This window comes from Maribacter cobaltidurans (assembly GCF_002269385.1).
Taxonomy (GTDB): Bacteria; Bacteroidota; Bacteroidia; order Flavobacteriales; family Flavobacteriaceae; genus Maribacter; species Maribacter cobaltidurans.
Genome location: NZ_CP022957.1, coordinates 3,185,125 through 3,203,159, shown reverse-complemented (window position 1 = coordinate 3,203,159; position 18,035 = coordinate 3,185,125). Strand labels below are relative to the sequence as shown.

Here is an 18,035-nt window from a genome sequence, read left to right as displayed (position 1 = left end):
CAACAAATTTTGATTACTTACTTATTTATCCGATATTATTGTAGGAAATTACATATATATGTTGATTAACCCCCATATTCAATCCACATCATATTTAATAAAGCAATTGCCCACGCTTACAGTCTTTATTGATCGTGAATTCAAGATTATCCATGCTTCGGACAAATGGCTTTTTACATTTGGCGAAAATAGCGGTGCCATTCTTGGACGTAGTCTTTTCGAAATATTTCCGGATTTGAGCATAAAATGGCAAACCGTTCTTAAAGAATGTTTCGAAGGCAAAGCAAACCCAATGGGGGTTCAAAAATACAAGGATTCACATCTAAATGAAAAGTGGTATGAATGGTCCAACACATGTTGGTACAACGAAGAGGAGAATATTATTGGCGCTATCATTCAGATAAACGATGTAACCGAATCCCTTGAAAAAGAACTTGAACTTGAAAAAACCAAGGTACAGTTAAAGCATCAATCAGAAATATCTAAAACTGGTAGATGGGAATACAACATTTTAAACGATGAAATAACATGGTGCGACATTACCAAGGCCATTCACGAAGTAAGTCCGGACTATGTTCCCAAATTGGATACCAGTATAGGATTTTATAAAGAAGGTTATAGTAGAAATGCTATTTCCATGGCCATATATGAAGCTCAGGAAAAAGGAACCCCATGGGGTATTAAACTACAGATCATAACGGCTACGGGAAAGGAAAAATGGGTTTTTGCAGCAGGTAAACCCCTTTATGAGAAAAGAAAACTCATTGGTTTTACTGGGACCTTTCAAGATATTGATGAGCAGGTTCTTGCCAACGTGGAAACCAAAAAAAACGAAAAACTTTTAAGAACATTGGTTGATAACTTGCCATTGAATGTATATGTCAAGGATATCCATTCCAAAAAGATTTTGGTTAACAGAGCAGAATGCCTCTATCTAGGTGCTAAAAACGAAGCAGAGCTTTTAGGCAAGGATAATTTTGATATTTATGATTATGAAACCGCCAAGAAATTTACGGAACAGGACATAAAGGTTATGAGCAGTCTAGAACCTATACTAGGCGAAGAAGTGATTAGTACCAATAAAAGAGGAATACAAACTACTTTTCTAACTTCTAAAATACCTTTGTTGGATGAAAAAGGAATGGCAAACGGACTTGTAGGTATCAGTTTGGATATTACCAACATGAAACAAAAGGAGAAAGAACTACGGAACTTAATCGATGTCACCTCATTACAAAATAAAAAACTCATCAATTTTGCACATATAGTTTCCCATAACCTCCGCTCGCATACGGCAAATTTTTCAATGTTATTAGACTTCTTACAATATGAGGAGGACGAAAAGGAGAAAGCGAAAATAATGGATATGCTCAATAGTTCATCAGGAAATTTATTAGAAACTATTGAAAACCTAAATCAGGTTTTGGCCATAAATACCAACATCAACATAGAGAAAAAAGAAGTCAATCTTTACGACAAGGTAAAAATAGTAGAAGAAAATTTGAAAGATTTCATAATCGAAAACAATGCCGAGATAGAAAACAAAATAGTAAATACTCAAACCATAAAGGTAATACCCCAATATTTAGAAAGTATCTTGATAAACTTTATTACCAATGGAATCAAATATAAACACCCTAAAAGAAAACCTAAAATCTCCTTGCATCTATTGAAAGAAGAAAATTATTCGGTATTGACTATAACTGATAATGGTTTAGGAATAGACTTGAAAAAATACGGGAACAAACTATTTGGAATGTACAAAACCTTTCATTCGCATGAAAATGCAAGGGGAATGGGCCTCTACATCACAAAAAATCAAATTGAGTCCATGGGAGGAAAAATTGAAGTTGAAAGCAAGGTAGGATGTGGTACTACGTTTAAGGTTTTTTTTAATGAAAAAAATTAAATTCATTGGAATTATAGATGATGATCCAATAACGGTTTTCGGTATAAAAAAAATGTTAAATACCGTTGTGGAATGTGAAACTATAGAGGCTTACCAGAATGGTAAAATTGCATTTGATTCCATCAATAAAAAATTTATGGGGAACGAAGACATTCCAGAAATCATATTTTTGGATATAAACATGCCTATTATGGATGGATGGCAATTCTTGGAAGAGTTTCTTAAACTGCCCATTAAACAAAGAGTCCGCATTAATATTGTTACTTCATCCATTGACCTTTTCGACAAAAATAAAGGGGAGTATTTTAAGGATAAAACCCATCATGTAATAACCTTCAATAACAAACCCATAAAAAGACATGTAATAGCAGAAATTACAAAGGTCGCTTAAATTGGGCGTTTGGTGATTTTGACTACTTTTACAATGAGCGCATCGTATTATCAAATACTTGATGAAGTTTATTGTTATGAAAAAGTTTTTTATACCCCCATTTTTAGCTTTGTTCTTTCTTGCCTGTGAAAGCAAGACCGAAGATGTTGAGCTGGATTTTCCAATCACTTTTGAAACCTCTAATGGTACCGAAACCGCAACATACGAAGAGGTGGTCGATTTCTATTTGAAATTGGCAAAGGAGTTTCCCGAAATAAATACACAAACTATTGGAACCACGGATAGTGGTCTACCTTTACATTTAGTGACGTACAATGTGGATGGTGATTTTAATTTCAATAAAATAAATAAGGAAAAAACTGTCTTGTTTATCAATAACGGGATTCATCCGGGTGAAAGTGACGGAATTGATGCCACTATGTTGCTCTATCGGGATTTGGCTAGTGGAAAAATACCAGCACCAGAAAACACCGTAGTGGTTACCATACCAATTTACAATATTGGTGGCTCCCTGAATAGAAATTCAACTTCACGGGCGAACCAAAACGGACCAAAATCCTATGGTTTTCGTGGAAATGCACTCAATTACGATTTAAACAGGGATTTTATAAAAACGGATTCTAAAAACGCCAGGACCTTTGCCCAAATTTTTCATTTGATCAAACCCGATGTATTCGTTGATAACCATGTGAGCAATGGCGCAGACTATCAATATACCTTGACGCATCTATTTACCCAACACAACAAATTGGGCGGAGATTTGGGTACATATATCCATGAAACATTTATGCCGGCCTTGGAAGACTCCCTAGCTCATGACAATTGGGATATTACGCCCTATGTAAACGTGTTTAACAAGCCTCCGGAAATTGGCTTTTCCCAGTTTATGGACCACCCTAGATACTCTACAGGGTATACCACGCTTTGGAATACCCTTGGAATAATGGTTGAAACCCATATGTTAAAACCATACAAGAAAAGAGTAGATGGCACCTATGAATTGATGAAAAAAATGATAGCTCTTACCGAAAGGGATGGCAAGAATATCAAGGAGCTGAGAAACAAAGCCAAATTAGCTTTTTTAGAAAAGGAATATTACCCCATTAAGTGGGCAGTGGATAGTTCTAAAGTTTCCAAAATCACATTTAAAGGATTTCAAGCTGATACTATTTTAAGCGAAGTAACAGGTTTTGAACGATTAAAATACAATAGGGAAAAGCCCACGATAAAAGAAGTCATGTATTACGATTATTATCAAGCAATGGACTCCATTAAAATTCCCGAAGCATATATCATAAAGAAAGAGTGGAAAGGGATAGTAGATTTGCTAAATCTGAATGGAATCAAGTTTGACCTTATTGAAACGGATACCGTCAAACATGTTGAGTCCTACAAGATTGAAAGTTTTGAGACCTTAAACAGACCATATGAAGGTCATTATTTGCATTATAATACCAAAGTGTTATCGAACAAGGAAAATGTCTTGTTAAAGACCGGTGACATTATAGTGCCCACTCATCAAAACGGTATTAGGTATATATTGGAAACCCTTGAGCCCTCAGCCGTAGATTCATTTTTCAACTGGAATTTTTTTGACCCCATTTTGCAACAGAAAGAGGGTTTTTCCCCATACGTTTTTGAGGACACAGCCCTTAAAATACTCCAAAATGATTCAGTTTTAAAACAAGAATTTGAAGCAAAGAAGGAAAAGGAAAAAGCATTTTCAGAAAATTGGTATGAACAACTAGATTGGATATTTAAAAAATCCGAACTTTATGAAAAAGCACATAATCAATATCCCGTTTACAGGGTTTTCGAAAATTAAAATCCGGAAAACTGAATAATCTCAATCTCCTTCGAACAAAATTTTAATGTTCACATAAGAGTTCTGTAAGGCCTTTTGAATCTTCTTTGGCCCTTTCCATTTCACCTTAACGATACCTTCTTTTTTCTCAGGCTTGAGTTTTCCAGAATAATCGGTCTTCATGGCATACCAATGTACTTGTTTTAAGGTAATGGTTCCGCTATTCTTGAAAATATGGTACGTTGTTCTCAGAAAATTTTCAATTCTTAGACCCTTTACACCGGTTTCCTCCATGACTTCCCTAATGGCACAATCCTCTATGGACTCTCCCTTATCCAATTTTCCCTTGGGCAAATCCCATTTTTCGTTTCGGTAAATAAAAAGTACTTTCCCTTTTGGGTTTGTGACCACCCCTCCTGCCGCTACGACCAATGGAATTTCTTGGGTAAATTTCTTTAAGATTTCCTCAGAATTGGGATGATAAATATAGGCCTCTGCAAGCTTTTTCTTTTTTAAGGCCTTAATGGCATTATTGATAGATTCTTGATTCAAAAGGAAATACTCGCCCTCGGCTGTTTCGGAGAGTTTATTTGTTAAAATCAGGGGCAGTTCATTAACAAAAACTTTATACATTTGCTACATGGTTTTAAACATAAACACGGCTAAAAAAACAGCTGAGCTTTTGCTACAAATTAATGCAATTAAATTGAAACCCGAAAATCCTTTTACATGGGCCTCAGGTTGGAAATCTCCTATTTATTGCGACAACAGAATATTACTTTCCTATCCCTCCATTAGAAACTATATTAAGCACGAAATGGCAAAACAAGTGGAATCCATTTATGGCATGCCTGACGTAATTGCCGGAGTAGCCACTGGTGCCATTGGCATGGGAGCGTTGGTAGCGGATGCCCTTGGATTACCTTTTGTTTATGTAAGACCGGAACCAAAATCACATGGTAGGCAAAATCAGATTGAAGGATATCTGGTACCACACCAAACCGTTGTGGTTATAGAAGACTTGATAAGCACCGGTAAAAGCAGCCTGAATGCAGTGGAAGCCCTTAAGGCGCAACAGGCAAATATAAAGGGAATGTTGGCTATTTTTACTTATGGATTTGAAACTGCCAGTGTCAATTTCAAGGAGAAAAACGTTGAACTTCATACCTTGAGCGATTATGATCATCTAATTGAACAGGCATCGGAAACCAATTATATACAGGAAGAGCAGCTCAATACCTTAATGGATTGGCGAAAGAACCCTTCTAAATGGTTACAACAATAGAATATGTTTATAGAAACACCCAAAACAGTAGTCGCCAAAAGCGCAGAAAACACATTTGATTTTTTGAACGATTTGTCCAATTTTGAGCAGTTAATGCCAGAAAATATAGATAAGTTCGAGGTTTTGAATGAAAATAGATTTTTATTCTCCCTAAAGGGGATGCCAGAAATTGTGCTTGAAAAAAAAGAACAATTTCCCTATTCCAAATTAGTGTTAGGTGCGGCCAGCGATAAACTTCCGTTTACATTAACTGCAGATATAACCGGGCTTCAAGAAAATAAATGCGAAGTAGCCCTTCTTTTTTCTGGAGAATTCAATGCCATGATGGCCATGATGATAAAATCGCCCATCACCAATTTTATGAATACCCTTTCCAACAACCTAGGAAAAATTTAAAACAATAGCTTTATTTCCTTAATATCAAATTGTTGTAGGGTGTCATTCTCAAGTTGCACCAATAACATACCTTCTTTACTAACGCCCAGAATTATTCCACTGAACGTTGAACCGTTCATATTTTGGAACGTACTGGCGACACCTCTTCTAAACAAATTAGATTGATATTCCTTATAAATCTCATGCGTACTACCAATTTCGAGATTGCTTAAACCAGACTTTAAATTTTGCAATAGCGCATGTAATAGCTCATCCAAATCAAAATCTTTCTGTGTCTTGTTTTTTAGGGAAGATGCCTTCGGATTACCCGGAAAATGTATTTGGTTTACGTTTAGCCCTATACCTATTATTGCGGACTTCAAATCCGTTCCAGAAATAATGTTTTCAATTAATATTCCGCAAATCTTAAATGAACCTGACATAATGTCGTTTGGCCATTTTATCTTAATTCTTGGAACCTGAAGACTTTTCAAGGAATTATAAACCGCCAATGCAACGGACATATTCAAGATAAAGTGTTTATCCAAAGTAAATCCAGACATCTCTTTTAAAACACTGAATGTTAGATTCTTACCCGGTTCCGTTTGCCATGAACTATCCATCTGGCCCCTACCCTTTGTCTGGGTTTTGGCTACCACTACGGCGAAATCCTGGACCGTATTCCTTTTCACCAATTCCTTTAAATAGCTATTGGTGGACTCGGTGGCATCAAGTTTGATTATCTCCATGTATGGATGCTTTGGGCCAATCTTTAATCAATTGTTAAAAACTAGGCTTAAAAGAGCAAAAAAACAATAACTTTGTAGAAATTAAAACTTTTGAATGCAGAAAAGGAAAACTAGTGCAGATGAGTTAATTGCATTGATTTTACAGGGAATAGAAGAAGTAAAAGGACACAACATAAATTTACTTGACCTAAGGGAGATTGAAAATACCGTTTGCGACTATTTTATAATATGTAATGGTACTTCCAATACGCATGTAAATGCAATCGTAAGTTCGATTCAAAAAACAGTAAGTAAGGCCAGCAAGGACAAACCTTGGCATGTAGAAGGTACAGAAAATGCCGAATGGGTTTTAATGGACTATGTGAATATAGTCGTCCATGTTTTCCAAAAGCACATCAGGGAATTTTACGATATTGAAGGTCTTTGGGGGGACGCAAAGTTTACCACCATAGAAAGCAGCGTTAATAATTAAAAATAAATAATGGCAAAAGAGAATAGTACGAGTCCCAAAAAACCAAAATTCAGTTCTTGGTGGATATATGGATTGGTAGCAGTATTGCTTATTGGCTTTCAGTTGTTTAGTAGTGATGATTTGGCAAGTACCAAAAAAACGACTACATCTGAATTACAGGAATATTTAAGAAACGGAGATGTTAAGAAAATTTTGATCATCACCAATACCAATCAGGCCAAGGTATTTCTTACTGATGAGGCCATGAAAAAGGAAGTCCATAAGGATGTAGCTGAAAAGTCCTTTTTACCCACTTCCGGTAACGTACCCCAGTATACCTTGGATTATGGAGATCTTCAAATCTTTCAAAATGAAATTACAGAAATAAAAAAGGAGAACAACCTGGATACCATTATAGAATTCGGAAAAGAGTCAACGGCTATATTGGACTTTTTGCTTTCCTTATTGCCCTTTGTCCTAATTATTGGTATTTGGATATATCTTATGCGAAGGATGTCCGGCGGAGGCGGAGGCGGTGCAGGCGGCCAAATCTTCAATATTGGCAAATCCAAGGCAAAGCTTTTTGATGAAAAAACGGATACAAGAACCTCTTTCAAAGATGTAGCAGGTTTGGAAGGAGCCAAGGAAGAAGTCGAGGAAATCGTTGAATTTTTAAGAAATCCGGATAAATACACATCCTTAGGAGGTAAAATTCCTAAAGGAGCATTGTTGGTAGGGCCCCCAGGAACAGGTAAAACACTTTTGGCCAAGGCTGTGGCCGGTGAGGCAAAAGTTCCTTTCTTTTCACTTTCAGGTTCAGATTTCGTAGAAATGTTTGTAGGTGTTGGTGCCTCCAGAGTTAGAGATTTGTTTAAGCAAGCCAAGGATAAATCTCCGGCTATCATTTTTATTGATGAGATTGATGCCATTGGTAGAGCGAGAGGTAAGAACAATTTTACCGGTTCGAATGATGAAAGGGAAAACACCCTAAACCAACTATTAACGGAAATGGACGGTTTTGGAACGAATACAAATGTAATTGTATTGGCGGCCACTAACCGTGCAGATGTGCTCGACAAGGCATTAATGCGTGCAGGAAGATTTGATAGGCAAATTTATGTTGATTTGCCGGATATTAGGGAACGAAAAGAGATTTTTGAGGTGCACCTAAGACCTATTAAAACTGCGGAAACCTTAGACCTTGATTTCTTGGCAAGACAGACGCCGGGCTTCTCTGGTGCAGACATTGCCAATGTATGTAACGAAGCCGCATTGATTGCAGCAAGAAAGGAACAAAAAGCAGTAAATAAACAGGATTTTCTAGATGCCGTTGATAGGATTGTTGGTGGTCTAGAAAAGAAAAATAAAATAATTACTCCAGGGGAAAAAGAAACTATTGCATATCACGAAGCTGGCCATGCAACCGTTAGTTGGATGTTGGAACATGCTGCTCCTTTGGTTAAGGTAACTATTGTACCAAGGGGACAATCACTTGGTGCTGCCTGGTATTTACCAGAAGAAAGACTTATTGTAAGGCCAGATCAAATGTTGGATGAAATGTGCGCCACAATGGGTGGTAGGGCTGCCGAAAAAGTAATTTTTGATAAAATTTCCACAGGTGCCTTGAGCGATTTGGAAAAGGTTACAAAACAAGCTAAGGCTATGGTAACCATATATGGGTTAAATGATACTATAGGAAACCTAACATATTACGATTCCTCAGGGCAGGACTCTTATGGCTTCTCCAAACCTTACAGTGAGGATACTGCCAAAAAAATAGACCAGGAAATTTCAAAAATCATTGAAGAGCAATATCAGAGGGCCATTAAAGTTCTAACAGAAAATAAGGATAAACTTACTACACTAGCCCAAAGGCTATTGGAAAAAGAGGTTATCTTTAAGGAAGATTTGGAAAAAATATTTGGAAAAAGGTCTTTTGACAAGGATATTTTAGAAGAGGAAAAGAAAAAACAAGAAGCGGCTAAGTCCAAAAAAGATGCTGAAGAAGACGAAAAAATAGCTGAAAATAGTTAATTATGTAATTCTTTCGGCTTTTAAAAAAGTTGGATTGGTAGATTAATCATTTAAATGGGGCTTTTAGATATATTATTTGGTGGAGGAAAAAAGAAAATTTCCAAGGAAACTGCGGAAACACGTGGTGAACACATGCCGGATTTGTCGCTCCCTGTAGATGAAAAATTCACCATACACTTCAAAAAGAACGGGGGCAAATTTATCTATTGCATATCAGACCAAGAGGTAATTAAAGCCATTCACAGTATTACGGAGGAAAATGGTTGGGAAGACCATCCTTTTTTTGCCATGAATCCGCAATTGGTTAAAAAATTCTCAAAAGAGAATCTCTCCTTTACGGAAAGAATAAAGGAAAGCGAAGTATTTTTTACCACCTGTGAACATTTGATTGCCCAAAACGGCAGTATTCTAGTATGTTCGAATCAGTTGTTGGAAAAGAAAATAAATGAACTTCCCAGTAACGTTATTGTATACGCAACTACAAGTCAGTTAGTTGAATCCATTGGTGAAGGATTAAAGGCTATAAAGAAGAAATACGGACCATCTATTCCAGCCAATATTACAACCCTAAAACACTTTAAAGCTACAGAGGAAAACTCCGATGATTTCTTAACATACGGAAGTAGTACTAAAAATCTTTATCTTTTATTGTTGGAAGATTTATAGTATGAAAGAGGTTTTAAGAAGATCGCTTACTGGAGCAGTTTATATTATACTTTTATTATCCGCTGTATTTCTAAGTTCAGATGCTTTCGATTTTCTCTTTATGATATTTGGGCTTGCGTGTCTGTATGAATATAAGCGTCTTGTAAACCTAAAGGGATATTATATTTTTTTGGCATATCTAAGCCTATGGTGGGCCTATATTTATCTGATTCACGACCAAATTTTAGTAAACATATTAATGGTTATTACCATTTTTGTAGATGTATACTTATTGTTCTATCTTTTTTCCAAGAAGCAAAGAAGTTTTTCCACTTTTTATAAATTCCTTATTGGATTATTTTATATTGGGGGTGGATGCATATTCCTTACCATGATACCCTACAAAAATGATGCATTTGCCAAACTTCTGATAATGGGCATTTTTATACTCATATGGGTTAATGATTCATTCGCCTACATTGTTGGAAAAACATTGGGTAGAACTAAATTATTCCCTAGGGTTTCACCAAAAAAAACTGTGGAAGGAACCATTGGAGGTTATATCTTTGCACTGTGCGCCGCTTATATCATGGGAACACAGGAGCAAATCATTGGACCTGTTCAATGGATGGTTCTTGCAAGTGTCATAGTGGTAACCGGTAGTTTGGGGGATTTAATTGAGTCCAAACTAAAAAGAGCGGCAGGTGTTAAGGACAGTGGAGCCATACTCCCCGGACATGGCGGTATGTTAGATCGTTTGGATAGCTTGGTTTTCGCCGCACCTTTTGCATACTTAACATTAAATATTTTCACCTATGTTTCATAGAGAGGGTCAGAAAATAATATTGGCAACTTTTTTTATCACGGGAATTGCAATTTTATTGGCACATTTCTTCGTAAACACTTCATGGATAAAACTAGCCATCCAAATTACGGCTTTGGTTTTACTCGTTCTTATCCTTCAATTTTTTAGAAATCCAAAAAGAAGAACCAACAAAACATTCGATGAAATATTGGCCCCTGTTGATGGAAAGGTTGTGGTGATTGAAGAAGTAGAGGAAACCGAATATTTCAAGGACAAAAGGAAGCAGGTATCCATCTTCATGTCTCCCATAAATGTTCATGTTACAAGATATCCGGCTAGCGGAAAGGTTAAATATTCCAAATATCATCCAGGGAAATACTTAGTAGCTTGGCATCCAAAATCCAGTGAGGAAAACGAGAGAACAACAGTGGTCATTGGAACCCCAAAATTTGGAGATGTTTTGTTTAGGCAGATTGCCGGTGCCATGGCCCGTAGAATCGTAAATTATGCAGAGGTTGGCGAGAGTGTACAACAAGGTGACGATTCTGGATTTATCAAATTCGGTTCAAGGGTAGACCTGTTCCTACCACTAAATTCACAAATTAACGTTACCTTAAACCAAAAAGTAAAAGGAGCCGTAACCTGTATCGCCACATATGTGAATCCTAATGAGCAAGAAGAATCTACGTACTGATTTTGAGGCAGCGGTTGAATTCGTGAATACCTATGAATCACCTATCCCTGCCGATATTTTACTTAAACTTTATGCCTATTACAGGGTTGCCAATAAGAACTATACAAATCCAGGAAGCAAAACCCCATTGATTAATGCTTTCAAGGCAAATGCCCTAATACAGGCGCAGAACATTAGTATTGATGATGCCATGAAAGCTTATATAAAATTGGTTGATCTTGAATTAAAGCACTAGTTTTTAGACTTCATTGGTAAAGATCATCCAAATCTGCATGGCACAGGTCAATAAATAGCTGACTCACTTTTGAGCTGAGATCTATAAAAAACCGCTCCCCTTTCTCCTTAGTAGCCAATTCCGGATTTCCAGTACCCGTATCTGTACTAATTTTGGACCATTCCCTTTCTGCCCAAACGCCACCTTCGGAAAAAGCCTTTATCTTAAACTTCTTGTGGTCACCTTTCCCCCATTTTTCCTTTGGTAACACCAAATCAGGTCGAATAGAAAGCATCAAACTCGTTTCCATTTCATCGGCATGGTCTCCCTCATGATCAAAATATTGATACTTGTCCATCATCTGCGGGAAAAAACAAAAACAAATGAACATTTTAGGAAACAAAAGCCCCAATTCTCTTACAAGGGGCTTAAAATCATTTCCTCCGTGACCATTGAATATCAACAACTTGTAAATACCCTGTTCGTTCAAAACCGTAATTATATCCTTTAAAATGGCAAATTGGGTACTTGGATTCAGGTTGATGTCCAAATAGATATCTTTTTGACCCGTATTCACCCCAAACGGAATTGTGGGTAACACAATCACTTTATTTCCATCTTCCCAAGCCATCCTTGCAGATTCCGCAACGATGGCTTCTGCCTGGTAATTATCCGTTGCATACGGAAGGTGATAATTGTGGGCTTCGGTTGCACCCCAAGGCAAGACGGCCAGTTCAATATTCTCATCCTTTAGATGATTCCAATTGGTTTCGGCCAAAATATAAGGTCTGATCATAACAATATGCTTTTCTTTTTTAATGAACTCGAGAAATAGATACCTCCAACCATGGTGGTCAAGAAATAGAATAAAATCAAGGTTTTACCCATTGGAAAATAAGCATTCATTCCAAACCAATTACCCGTTGAAAAAATCAACATACATCCTAGAACACCCCTTAAAACCTCAATCCATAAAGCAAAGGGATCACCATCCATTAGGGAAGTGTACCCATAAACACCAACAAATACGATACCCCCATACAATATCAATTCTCCTGTGGTAAGATTTCCAAAATTACCAAACATGAACAACAACAAAATTAGGGACATAATGAGTTGAAAAATTAAATACCCATTAAAAGCTCTCGATGTAGGGGTACTGTATCTTTCAAAGCCATATACGTCCGTGATAATTTCCACAGGATACTTATCCTTAACATCATTGGGTCTCCACCCTGTAGGCATAAACCAAATTCTAATTTTATCCCAAATATTCTTCGTTCGCCAAGCATCCAAGAACAATCTCCAAAGATGCTGAAAATTAATACGGATAGGGTTCCATGTTCTGGCAGGCTTTAGAATTCCATATTGTGGTGGAATATCTGGCAATTCCTCCTGAAAAGTTCCGAACATACGGTCCCAAATGCTGAAAACTTGTCCCAAATTCTTATCAATATACTCCGGATTTATGGCATGGTGAACCCTATGTTGGGATGGTGTTACTATTATATATTCCAGCCATCCCATTTTTCCTATATGTTGTGTATGGTACCAAAATTGGGCAAATAACTGAATAGGAGCCAGTATGGCAATAATTTTATTTGGAACGCCTAAGAGGGCCGCAGGTAGCAAAAGAAAGGGGAAATAACCCAATAAATTGGATATGGATTGTCTTAATGCACAGGCAAGATTGAATTTTTCGCTGCTATGGTGAATAACGTGCTGATTCCAAAAAAAATTGACTTTATGGCTTAACCTATGGTTCCAATAGCCCGCAAAATCAATGGCTACAAAACCAATGACCCAAGTTAGCCAAGTTGGTTTAATATTCGTAATTGCTAAATGCTCCAATAAATATGGGTAGGATATCAAAACCAATACTATACCCAGGGAGTCCTTAATAATATTGGTAAGTCCCGAACTAATGCTGGATACAGTATCCAAAACGGTATACTTTTGGTCTTTTACAAAGTGGCCATAGGCCATTTCTATAATCAATAAGAGTATAAAAAATGGTATGGCAAATAGCAATGCGGTTGCGTAGGTTTCCAAAACTTTTCAATTGACCCTTAAAAGATACAAAGTCCTACTTAAAATCTAATAATGTAATTGTTTTAAGGTTCAAACCTTAGGATGTAGCCTTTACTATGGACATTTTCGATTTTGATTCTTGAATCCCTTTCAAGGAATTTTCTAAGACGAGTAATAAAAACGTTTAAACTTTTCTTGTTGAAGTAATCGTTTTTGCCCCAAATCTTAATTAAAATATCTTTGTGCGGACACAATTGATTCTTTTTGTCCACCAAATACTTCAATAGTTCACTTTCCTTTACCGTCAGATTAATTTTTTGGTCATCAACTACCAATTCTTGATTTAAAGAATTGAAATGGTACTTACCAATGGTATATGCATCCACCTCTACTTTTTTACTGGCCGTATTATCCAATCTTGATAAAAGGTTTTCTATTCTTATGACCAATTCTTCCTCATCTATTGGTTTTTTTAAATAGTCTACAGCACCCAGATAAAAACCTTTCAACACATCTACCTTTAAGGATTTTGCCGTTAAAAAAATAAAAGGCAGATTGGAATAATCTTCATTCATTTTCTCTGCCAATGTAAAACCGTCCATTTCTGGCATCATTACATCCAATATTGCCAAATCATAGTTGGATTGATCTAGTTTCACCAAGGCTTCCTTGCCCTGCTTTGCCCATGATAGCTCAAACCCCTTCATTCTTAAATACTCTGACAACAAATAACCCACGGCTTCATCATCCTCAACCAATAATATTCTTTTTTTTACTTCCATCCTTTCAATATTGGAATTGTTAAAACAACTTTTGTACCTTTCATCTCCTCACTCTCCATATACACCTTTCCTCCATGATTTTTTATTACTTTTTGTACATAGCTTAGTCCAAGACCATATCCTTTTACATTATGCAAATTCCCATTTTCTACCCTAAAAAATTTTCTAAAGACCCTTTGTTTATTATCTTTTGAAATTCCTATGCCGTTATCGGTTACTTCTATATAAAGCGAAGAATTATCCTTGTATGCTTTTAGTTTTATTTTTGGATCACCTGAGTATTTCTTCGCGTTGTCCAAAATATTATTGATTGCATTTTCCAAATGAAAAACTTCTGCATTGATCAAATATTCATCACCCTCTAGTTCAAATTGAAAAGTGCCTTTTTCGATGGTTACCAAGGTGTCAAATTCAGAACAAAGGGTCTTTAAGTAAGGTTTGAAGTCTACCTTGGTTAAGGTAATAACACTTTTCCCCGATTCCAAGCTCGCCAATTCCAAAACTTTTTCAATATGATTTGACAAACGGTTAACCTGCTGCCTGATTATTCCCAATACCGGTTTTTGTTTTTCAGAGGCGGTCTCATCCAATATTTTGGTAGCCAACCCAATGGAAAATACAGGGGTCTTTAATTCATGGGTGAGGTTATTGATGAACTCATTGGTCGTGGTAATAACGTTACTCTGCCAATAATAGGTCCTTAATACCCAAATAATGGTGACACAAATACCTATCAGAAACAATATACTGGGAAAGGTTAGTCCGTTTAATTTCCCCAAAAAATAATTATGGAGGTTTTCAAAATGAAGTTCAAGAACCATGGGCTTGCGCAATAAATCCGGCAGATAACCTTCCAACTCTATCGGGTAGGACTCCGTGCCTTCGCCCAATTCGAGTTTATTTGATGAGTTTAATATATAAATGCTATCCTTGGAAAACAGGGTATATGAAAATTCGGACTCAATTCCCTGATGCATCAATTGTTCTCTTATAAAGTCCTCTAAAAACATGTTGGAAACATTTTCAAGGCTATCAACGGTAACCCTAAAAAAAGAAGTATCTCTTTCCATAGCACTACCCATTAAAAAGGTTAGCCTATTATGCTCCCTTAAACCTTCCTTCACTACATCCGCTACCCGTTCTATCTTCGTCCCAAACTGTACTTTTGCCAAATTAAGACCTATACGCAAATATTGATATTGCACAATGGCCAAACCGATTATGGAGACCAAAAACAATCCTATATAGATATATCTCTTTTTCAAAACAGCTACTAAATAACCTAAATAACCGGTTTTATTAATGAATTTTAATATTCCATTAAGTTCATTAACCTTTCATTAAACCTCTTTACCCTCTACTTAAACCAAATGGGTGACCAATTCCCCTAAGTTTGTCAATGTTAATAAATTAATCTTGAGTTTAGTTACTATTTATAACATTATGTTAAAAGCCAACTCTTTGTAGCGCGGAGTTGGCTTTCGTTATTACCGCTCATTCCATACCACCAACTTAAAATTTAATCATGTTCAAAAGACCGTATTTCATATTGCTACTATTCTTAGTACTATCGATAAACAGCATAAAGGCACAAGGGTGCGTTGCCATCCGCCATTTTTCTTCTTGTGTGGGCAGTAGTCTGGAAAATAATTTATTGGGAACAGGAGACTTACAAATTGGCGTAAACTATAGGTATTTTAAATCATTTAGGCATTTTAGGGGCACTGAGGAAGAACCAGATCGTTTGGCCAATAATACCGAAGTCATTAACCATTCCCATGCCTGGGATTTTTTTGCCACTTATGGAATTAGCAAAAGAGTTTACACAAGTATTACCATTCCTACGGTAATAAACACCCGATCATCCCTATACGAACATGGCCGAGATGAAAGAAATGTAACGTTCTCCAGAGGATTGGCCGATATACGATTTGGGTTTGGTTATTGGCTTTTCGATATGGAAAAGTCTCCTAATGGAAATCTTGCATTGGGACTGGGAGTAAAATTACCAACGGGCGATTATAATGCATCGGACATTTTTTATAATGTTGGACCCAATGGAGAGCCACAAACGAGACCCGTCGATCAATCCATTCAACCCGGGGACGGAGGTTTTGGTGTAACCCTGGATTTTCAGCTTTATCAAAAAATTGCCACGGACTTTTTTGGATATGCAAGTGGTTTTTACCTGATAAACCCAAGGGAAACAAATGGAGTAAGAACCTTTAGGGAAACTTTAAGCCCTATATTGGAAAATGAAGCTATTATGGCCGTTCCAGATCAGTACTCTTTAAGAGGAGGACTTAGCTATACAATTTCCCCAACTTTCTCATCCTCGCTTGGCGCAAGGTTTGATTGTGTACCGGTTAAGGACTTAATTGGCGGTAATGAAGGTTTTAGAAGACCAGGAAATGTGCTATCCATTGATCCAGGATTAAGTTTTATGAAAAGTAATTTCTCCATAAACTTGAATGTACCCTTTGCTGTGCGAAGAGAAAGACCTCAAAGTTTTACGGACATGCAAACCGAAAAACTAACAGGTAGCCCAAGAAATGGTGATGCAGCCTTTTCGGACTATGTAATAAACCTTGGGGTTACCTATAGATTTTCCAATAATAAAGTAAAACTTTCTCCAGAACTGGAGGATACCTTTAAATAGAAATTCACTATAAATACAAAACCAAATGAACTTGCAAAACATTAAAAACCGTTATTTACAAATATCCATTGGTCTGGTTTACTTATGGTTTGGAGCCCTAAAATTCTTTCCCAACGTAAGCCCTGCAGAAGAACTGGCAACGAATACCATAAACGAACTAACCCATTTCTTAATACCGTCCAATATTGCAATAATCTTGTTAGCGCTATGGGAAACAGCGGTAGGAATTTGTTTTCTCTTAAACTTTCATAAAAGATGGTCCATAAGGATTGCAACCGTTCACATGTTCCTAACCTTCACTCCTCTCTATTTTTTTCCGGAATTAATTTTTAACGACAACATATTTTCATTGACCTTAGTGGGCCAGTATATTATAAAAAACCTTATTATTCTTGGAGCTTTGGGCGTTCTATGGCTAGAAACAATACCGACAAGTGTAGCAAATAAAGAAAAGGAAAAGACTGCTGCAGCGCCAACGTTAGGTTTTAATAAGCTATTTAGGCTTCGTTGGACAAAATAACATCAATACCTAGTTTGGCCCTACCATAATATGGGCCCTATGGGTACCGGGATCCATGAGCCAAGGCATTCCCTTTGCATGTGGCTTATCCGGCAATCCCGTAGATTCCGTAGTCGCAAAAGGAATATAAATAACATATCTAAATTTTCCGTTTGCCAAATCCCCGGTGGAACTGTCATAATCCTCATCGGAACCATAATAGACATACATCATACTAGGTTCTTTGGGCATATCCAATGTACCCTGGGATACCTCATCCCCCCTAATCTTGCGAATCTCCATTACATCCTTTCCTTGGGCCCTGAGCTCCCTACCCCGTTTCATGAAAGGTTCCAGTTTTTTCGAATAGCATGAGACGCTTATTCCTTCCCTGTTAGGATCATCGGAAAGACAAACTAAATTGCTTGTCCCTTCCCGAAGGACTACGAAATCCCCATCTGCGTTATATCCATATACCATTGTATCGCTACTGTCAGCCTCAGGAACTGGTAATAATGCCGTTTTTATTTGGATTTCTTTAGGTAATATTTTTCCTTTTTCGCCCTGGGCAAATGACCCTGCAAAAGAACTAAGTACTAGTAGTAAAAATAAATTCTTCATAATCAACTTGATTTATCCTAAATATAAGAAATAATACGCTTACATTCCATTAAGGAATGTTACCAAAACAAAAAACCAATCCTAGGT

Annotated in this window: 20 protein-coding genes; 13 read left to right on the top strand and 7 right to left on the bottom strand. The window is 36.8% G+C overall.

Annotated features, from left to right (window positions below):
- The first annotated feature begins 58 nt into the window (after nt 1-58).
- The 3 genes from CJ263_RS14165 to CJ263_RS14155 all read left to right on the top strand — a co-directional run bounded on the left by CJ263_RS14165 (nt 59) and on the right by CJ263_RS14155 (nt 4,125).
- The gene (locus CJ263_RS14165) at nt 59-1,909 is read left to right on the top strand and encodes a PAS domain-containing sensor histidine kinase (protein ID WP_094997878.1); all 1,851 of its coding nucleotides are present in this window, start codon (nt 59-61) and stop codon (nt 1,907-1,909) included.
- Nucleotides 1,896-2,300: a response regulator gene (locus CJ263_RS14160; protein WP_094997877.1), complete on the top strand. Its 405-nt coding sequence runs from the start codon at nt 1,896-1,898 to the stop codon at nt 2,298-2,300. Before CJ263_RS14165 ends, CJ263_RS14160 begins: the two co-directional genes overlap by 14 nt.
- A 76-nt stretch (nt 2,301-2,376) precedes the next feature.
- Entirely contained in the window at nt 2,377-4,125 is a 1,749-nt protein-coding gene (locus CJ263_RS14155; RefSeq protein WP_094999260.1) for a M14 family metallopeptidase, read from the top strand.
- Between the two features lie 21 nt (nt 4,126-4,146).
- On the opposite strand, the gene CJ263_RS14150 is transcribed toward CJ263_RS14155, so the two are convergent.
- On the bottom strand, nt 4,147-4,737 hold the full coding sequence (locus tag CJ263_RS14150; protein WP_094997876.1) for an NUDIX hydrolase: 591 nt from the start codon (nt 4,735-4,737) through the stop codon (nt 4,147-4,149).
- A gap of 7 nt (nt 4,738-4,744) precedes the next feature.
- On the opposite strand from CJ263_RS14150, the gene pyrE reads away from it, so the two are divergent.
- Entirely contained in the window at nt 4,745-5,389 is a 645-nt protein-coding gene (gene pyrE / locus CJ263_RS14145) for an orotate phosphoribosyltransferase (protein ID WP_094997875.1), read from the top strand.
- Nucleotides 5,390-5,392: 3 nt separating this feature from the next.
- A complete protein-coding gene (locus CJ263_RS14140) occupies nt 5,393-5,785 on the top strand; it encodes an orotate phosphoribosyltransferase (RefSeq protein WP_094997874.1) in 393 nt (130 codons plus the stop codon).
- Here CJ263_RS14140 and CJ263_RS14135 read toward each other — a convergent pair.
- Nucleotides 5,782-6,513 (bottom strand): biotin--[acetyl-CoA-carboxylase] ligase, encoded by a 732-nt coding sequence (locus CJ263_RS14135; RefSeq protein ID WP_094997873.1) that lies wholly within the window; start codon nt 6,511-6,513, stop codon nt 5,782-5,784. The two genes, CJ263_RS14140 and CJ263_RS14135, sit on opposite strands and share 4 nt — an antisense overlap.
- Nucleotides 6,514-6,607: 94 nt before the next feature.
- Here CJ263_RS14135 and rsfS point away from each other — a divergent pair, with 94 nt between their 5' ends.
- Genes rsfS through CJ263_RS14105 form a run of 6 tightly spaced genes read left to right on the top strand, consistent with a single transcriptional unit; the run spans nt 6,608 to nt 11,377 of the window.
- Complete coding sequence (gene rsfS / locus CJ263_RS14130) at nt 6,608-6,985, top strand: ribosome silencing factor (protein WP_094997872.1); 378 nt, start codon at nt 6,608-6,610, stop codon at nt 6,983-6,985.
- Between the two features lie 9 nt (nt 6,986-6,994).
- On the top strand, nt 6,995-8,998 hold the full coding sequence (gene ftsH, locus CJ263_RS14125) for an ATP-dependent zinc metalloprotease FtsH (protein WP_094997871.1): 2,004 nt from the start codon (nt 6,995-6,997) through the stop codon (nt 8,996-8,998).
- Nucleotides 8,999-9,052: 54 nt separating this feature from the next.
- Nucleotides 9,053-9,664, top strand: coding sequence for an LUD domain-containing protein (locus tag CJ263_RS14120; RefSeq protein ID WP_094997870.1), 612 nt, complete (start codon nt 9,053-9,055; stop codon nt 9,662-9,664).
- Nucleotide 9,665: 1 nt separating this feature from the next.
- Nucleotides 9,666-10,469 carry a phosphatidate cytidylyltransferase gene (locus tag CJ263_RS14115; RefSeq protein ID WP_094997869.1) on the top strand — a complete coding sequence of 268 codons (804 nt, stop codon included), beginning with the start codon at nt 9,666-9,668 and terminating at the stop codon, nt 10,467-10,469.
- Nucleotides 10,459-11,142: a phosphatidylserine decarboxylase family protein gene (locus CJ263_RS14110; protein ID WP_094997868.1), complete on the top strand. Its 684-nt coding sequence runs from the start codon at nt 10,459-10,461 to the stop codon at nt 11,140-11,142. The genes CJ263_RS14115 and CJ263_RS14110 overlap by 11 nt, the downstream gene beginning before the upstream one ends.
- A complete protein-coding gene (locus tag CJ263_RS14105; RefSeq protein ID WP_094997867.1) occupies nt 11,117-11,377 on the top strand; it encodes an acyl-CoA-binding protein in 261 nt (86 codons plus the stop codon). Before CJ263_RS14110 ends, CJ263_RS14105 begins: the two co-directional genes overlap by 26 nt.
- A gap of 10 nt (nt 11,378-11,387) precedes the next feature.
- Here CJ263_RS14105 and CJ263_RS14100 read toward each other — a convergent pair whose 3' ends face one another.
- The 4 genes from CJ263_RS14100 to CJ263_RS14085 all read right to left on the bottom strand — a co-directional run bounded on the left by CJ263_RS14100 (nt 11,388) and on the right by CJ263_RS14085 (nt 15,434).
- Entirely contained in the window at nt 11,388-12,152 is a 765-nt protein-coding gene (locus tag CJ263_RS14100) for a creatininase family protein (RefSeq protein WP_094997866.1), read from the bottom strand.
- Nucleotides 12,149-13,408 carry a sterol desaturase family protein gene (locus CJ263_RS14095; protein WP_094997865.1) on the bottom strand — a complete coding sequence of 420 codons (1,260 nt, stop codon included), beginning with the start codon at nt 13,406-13,408 and terminating at the stop codon, nt 12,149-12,151. Before CJ263_RS14095 ends, CJ263_RS14100 begins: the two co-directional genes overlap by 4 nt.
- Before the next feature lie 62 nt (nt 13,409-13,470).
- Nucleotides 13,471-14,169, bottom strand: coding sequence for a response regulator transcription factor (locus CJ263_RS14090; protein ID WP_094997864.1), 699 nt, complete (start codon nt 14,167-14,169; stop codon nt 13,471-13,473).
- Nucleotides 14,160-15,434 (bottom strand): sensor histidine kinase, encoded by a 1,275-nt coding sequence (locus CJ263_RS14085; protein WP_094997863.1) that lies wholly within the window; start codon nt 15,432-15,434, stop codon nt 14,160-14,162. The genes CJ263_RS14090 and CJ263_RS14085 overlap by 10 nt, the downstream gene beginning before the upstream one ends.
- Before the next feature lie 260 nt (nt 15,435-15,694).
- Between CJ263_RS14085 and CJ263_RS14080 the strand changes: the two genes are divergently transcribed.
- Both CJ263_RS14080 and CJ263_RS21135 read left to right on the top strand, forming a co-directional pair.
- Nucleotides 15,695-16,828, top strand: coding sequence for a transporter (locus CJ263_RS14080; protein WP_094997862.1), 1,134 nt, complete (start codon nt 15,695-15,697; stop codon nt 16,826-16,828).
- A 25-nt stretch (nt 16,829-16,853) separates the two neighbouring features.
- On the top strand, nt 16,854-17,348 hold the full coding sequence (locus tag CJ263_RS21135) for a hypothetical protein (protein WP_188669455.1): 495 nt from the start codon (nt 16,854-16,856) through the stop codon (nt 17,346-17,348).
- Between the two features lie 9 nt (nt 17,349-17,357).
- On the opposite strand, the gene CJ263_RS14070 is transcribed toward CJ263_RS21135, so the two are convergent.
- On the bottom strand, nt 17,358-17,948 hold the full coding sequence (locus CJ263_RS14070; protein WP_094997861.1) for a hypothetical protein: 591 nt from the start codon (nt 17,946-17,948) through the stop codon (nt 17,358-17,360).
- Nucleotides 17,949-18,035 lie beyond the last annotated feature (87 nt).

Coding starts and splice junctions, on each gene's coding strand:
- CJ263_RS14080 (WP_094997862.1), top strand. CDS start 15,695: ATGTTCAAAAGACCGTATTTCATATTGCTACTATTCTTAGTACTATCG.
- CJ263_RS14110 (WP_094997868.1), top strand. CDS start 10,459: ATGTTTCATAGAGAGGGTCAGAAAATAATATTGGCAACTTTTTTTATC.
- CJ263_RS14155 (WP_094999260.1), top strand. CDS start 2,377: ATGAAAAAGTTTTTTATACCCCCATTTTTAGCTTTGTTCTTTCTTGCC.
- CJ263_RS14070 (WP_094997861.1), bottom strand. CDS start 17,948: ATGAAGAATTTATTTTTACTACTAGTACTTAGTTCTTTTGCAGGGTCA.
- CJ263_RS21135 (WP_188669455.1), top strand. CDS start 16,854: ATGAACTTGCAAAACATTAAAAACCGTTATTTACAAATATCCATTGGT.
- CJ263_RS14140 (WP_094997874.1), top strand. CDS start 5,393: ATGTTTATAGAAACACCCAAAACAGTAGTCGCCAAAAGCGCAGAAAAC.
- CJ263_RS14105 (WP_094997867.1), top strand. CDS start 11,117: ATGAGCAAGAAGAATCTACGTACTGATTTTGAGGCAGCGGTTGAATTC.
- CJ263_RS14150 (WP_094997876.1), bottom strand. CDS start 4,737: ATGTATAAAGTTTTTGTTAATGAACTGCCCCTGATTTTAACAAATAAA.
- CJ263_RS14160 (WP_094997877.1), top strand. CDS start 1,896: ATGAAAAAAATTAAATTCATTGGAATTATAGATGATGATCCAATAACG.
- pyrE (WP_094997875.1), top strand. CDS start 4,745: ATGGTTTTAAACATAAACACGGCTAAAAAAACAGCTGAGCTTTTGCTA.
- CJ263_RS14090 (WP_094997864.1), bottom strand. CDS start 14,169: ATGGAAGTAAAAAAAAGAATATTATTGGTTGAGGATGATGAAGCCGTG.
- CJ263_RS14115 (WP_094997869.1), top strand. CDS start 9,666: ATGAAAGAGGTTTTAAGAAGATCGCTTACTGGAGCAGTTTATATTATA.
- CJ263_RS14135 (WP_094997873.1), bottom strand. CDS start 6,513: ATGGAGATAATCAAACTTGATGCCACCGAGTCCACCAATAGCTATTTA.
- CJ263_RS14120 (WP_094997870.1), top strand. CDS start 9,053: ATGGGGCTTTTAGATATATTATTTGGTGGAGGAAAAAAGAAAATTTCC.
- CJ263_RS14100 (WP_094997866.1), bottom strand. CDS start 12,152: ATGATCAGACCTTATATTTTGGCCGAAACCAATTGGAATCATCTAAAG.
- CJ263_RS14165 (WP_094997878.1), top strand. CDS start 59: ATGTTGATTAACCCCCATATTCAATCCACATCATATTTAATAAAGCAA.
- ftsH (WP_094997871.1), top strand. CDS start 6,995: ATGGCAAAAGAGAATAGTACGAGTCCCAAAAAACCAAAATTCAGTTCT.
- rsfS (WP_094997872.1), top strand. CDS start 6,608: ATGCAGAAAAGGAAAACTAGTGCAGATGAGTTAATTGCATTGATTTTA.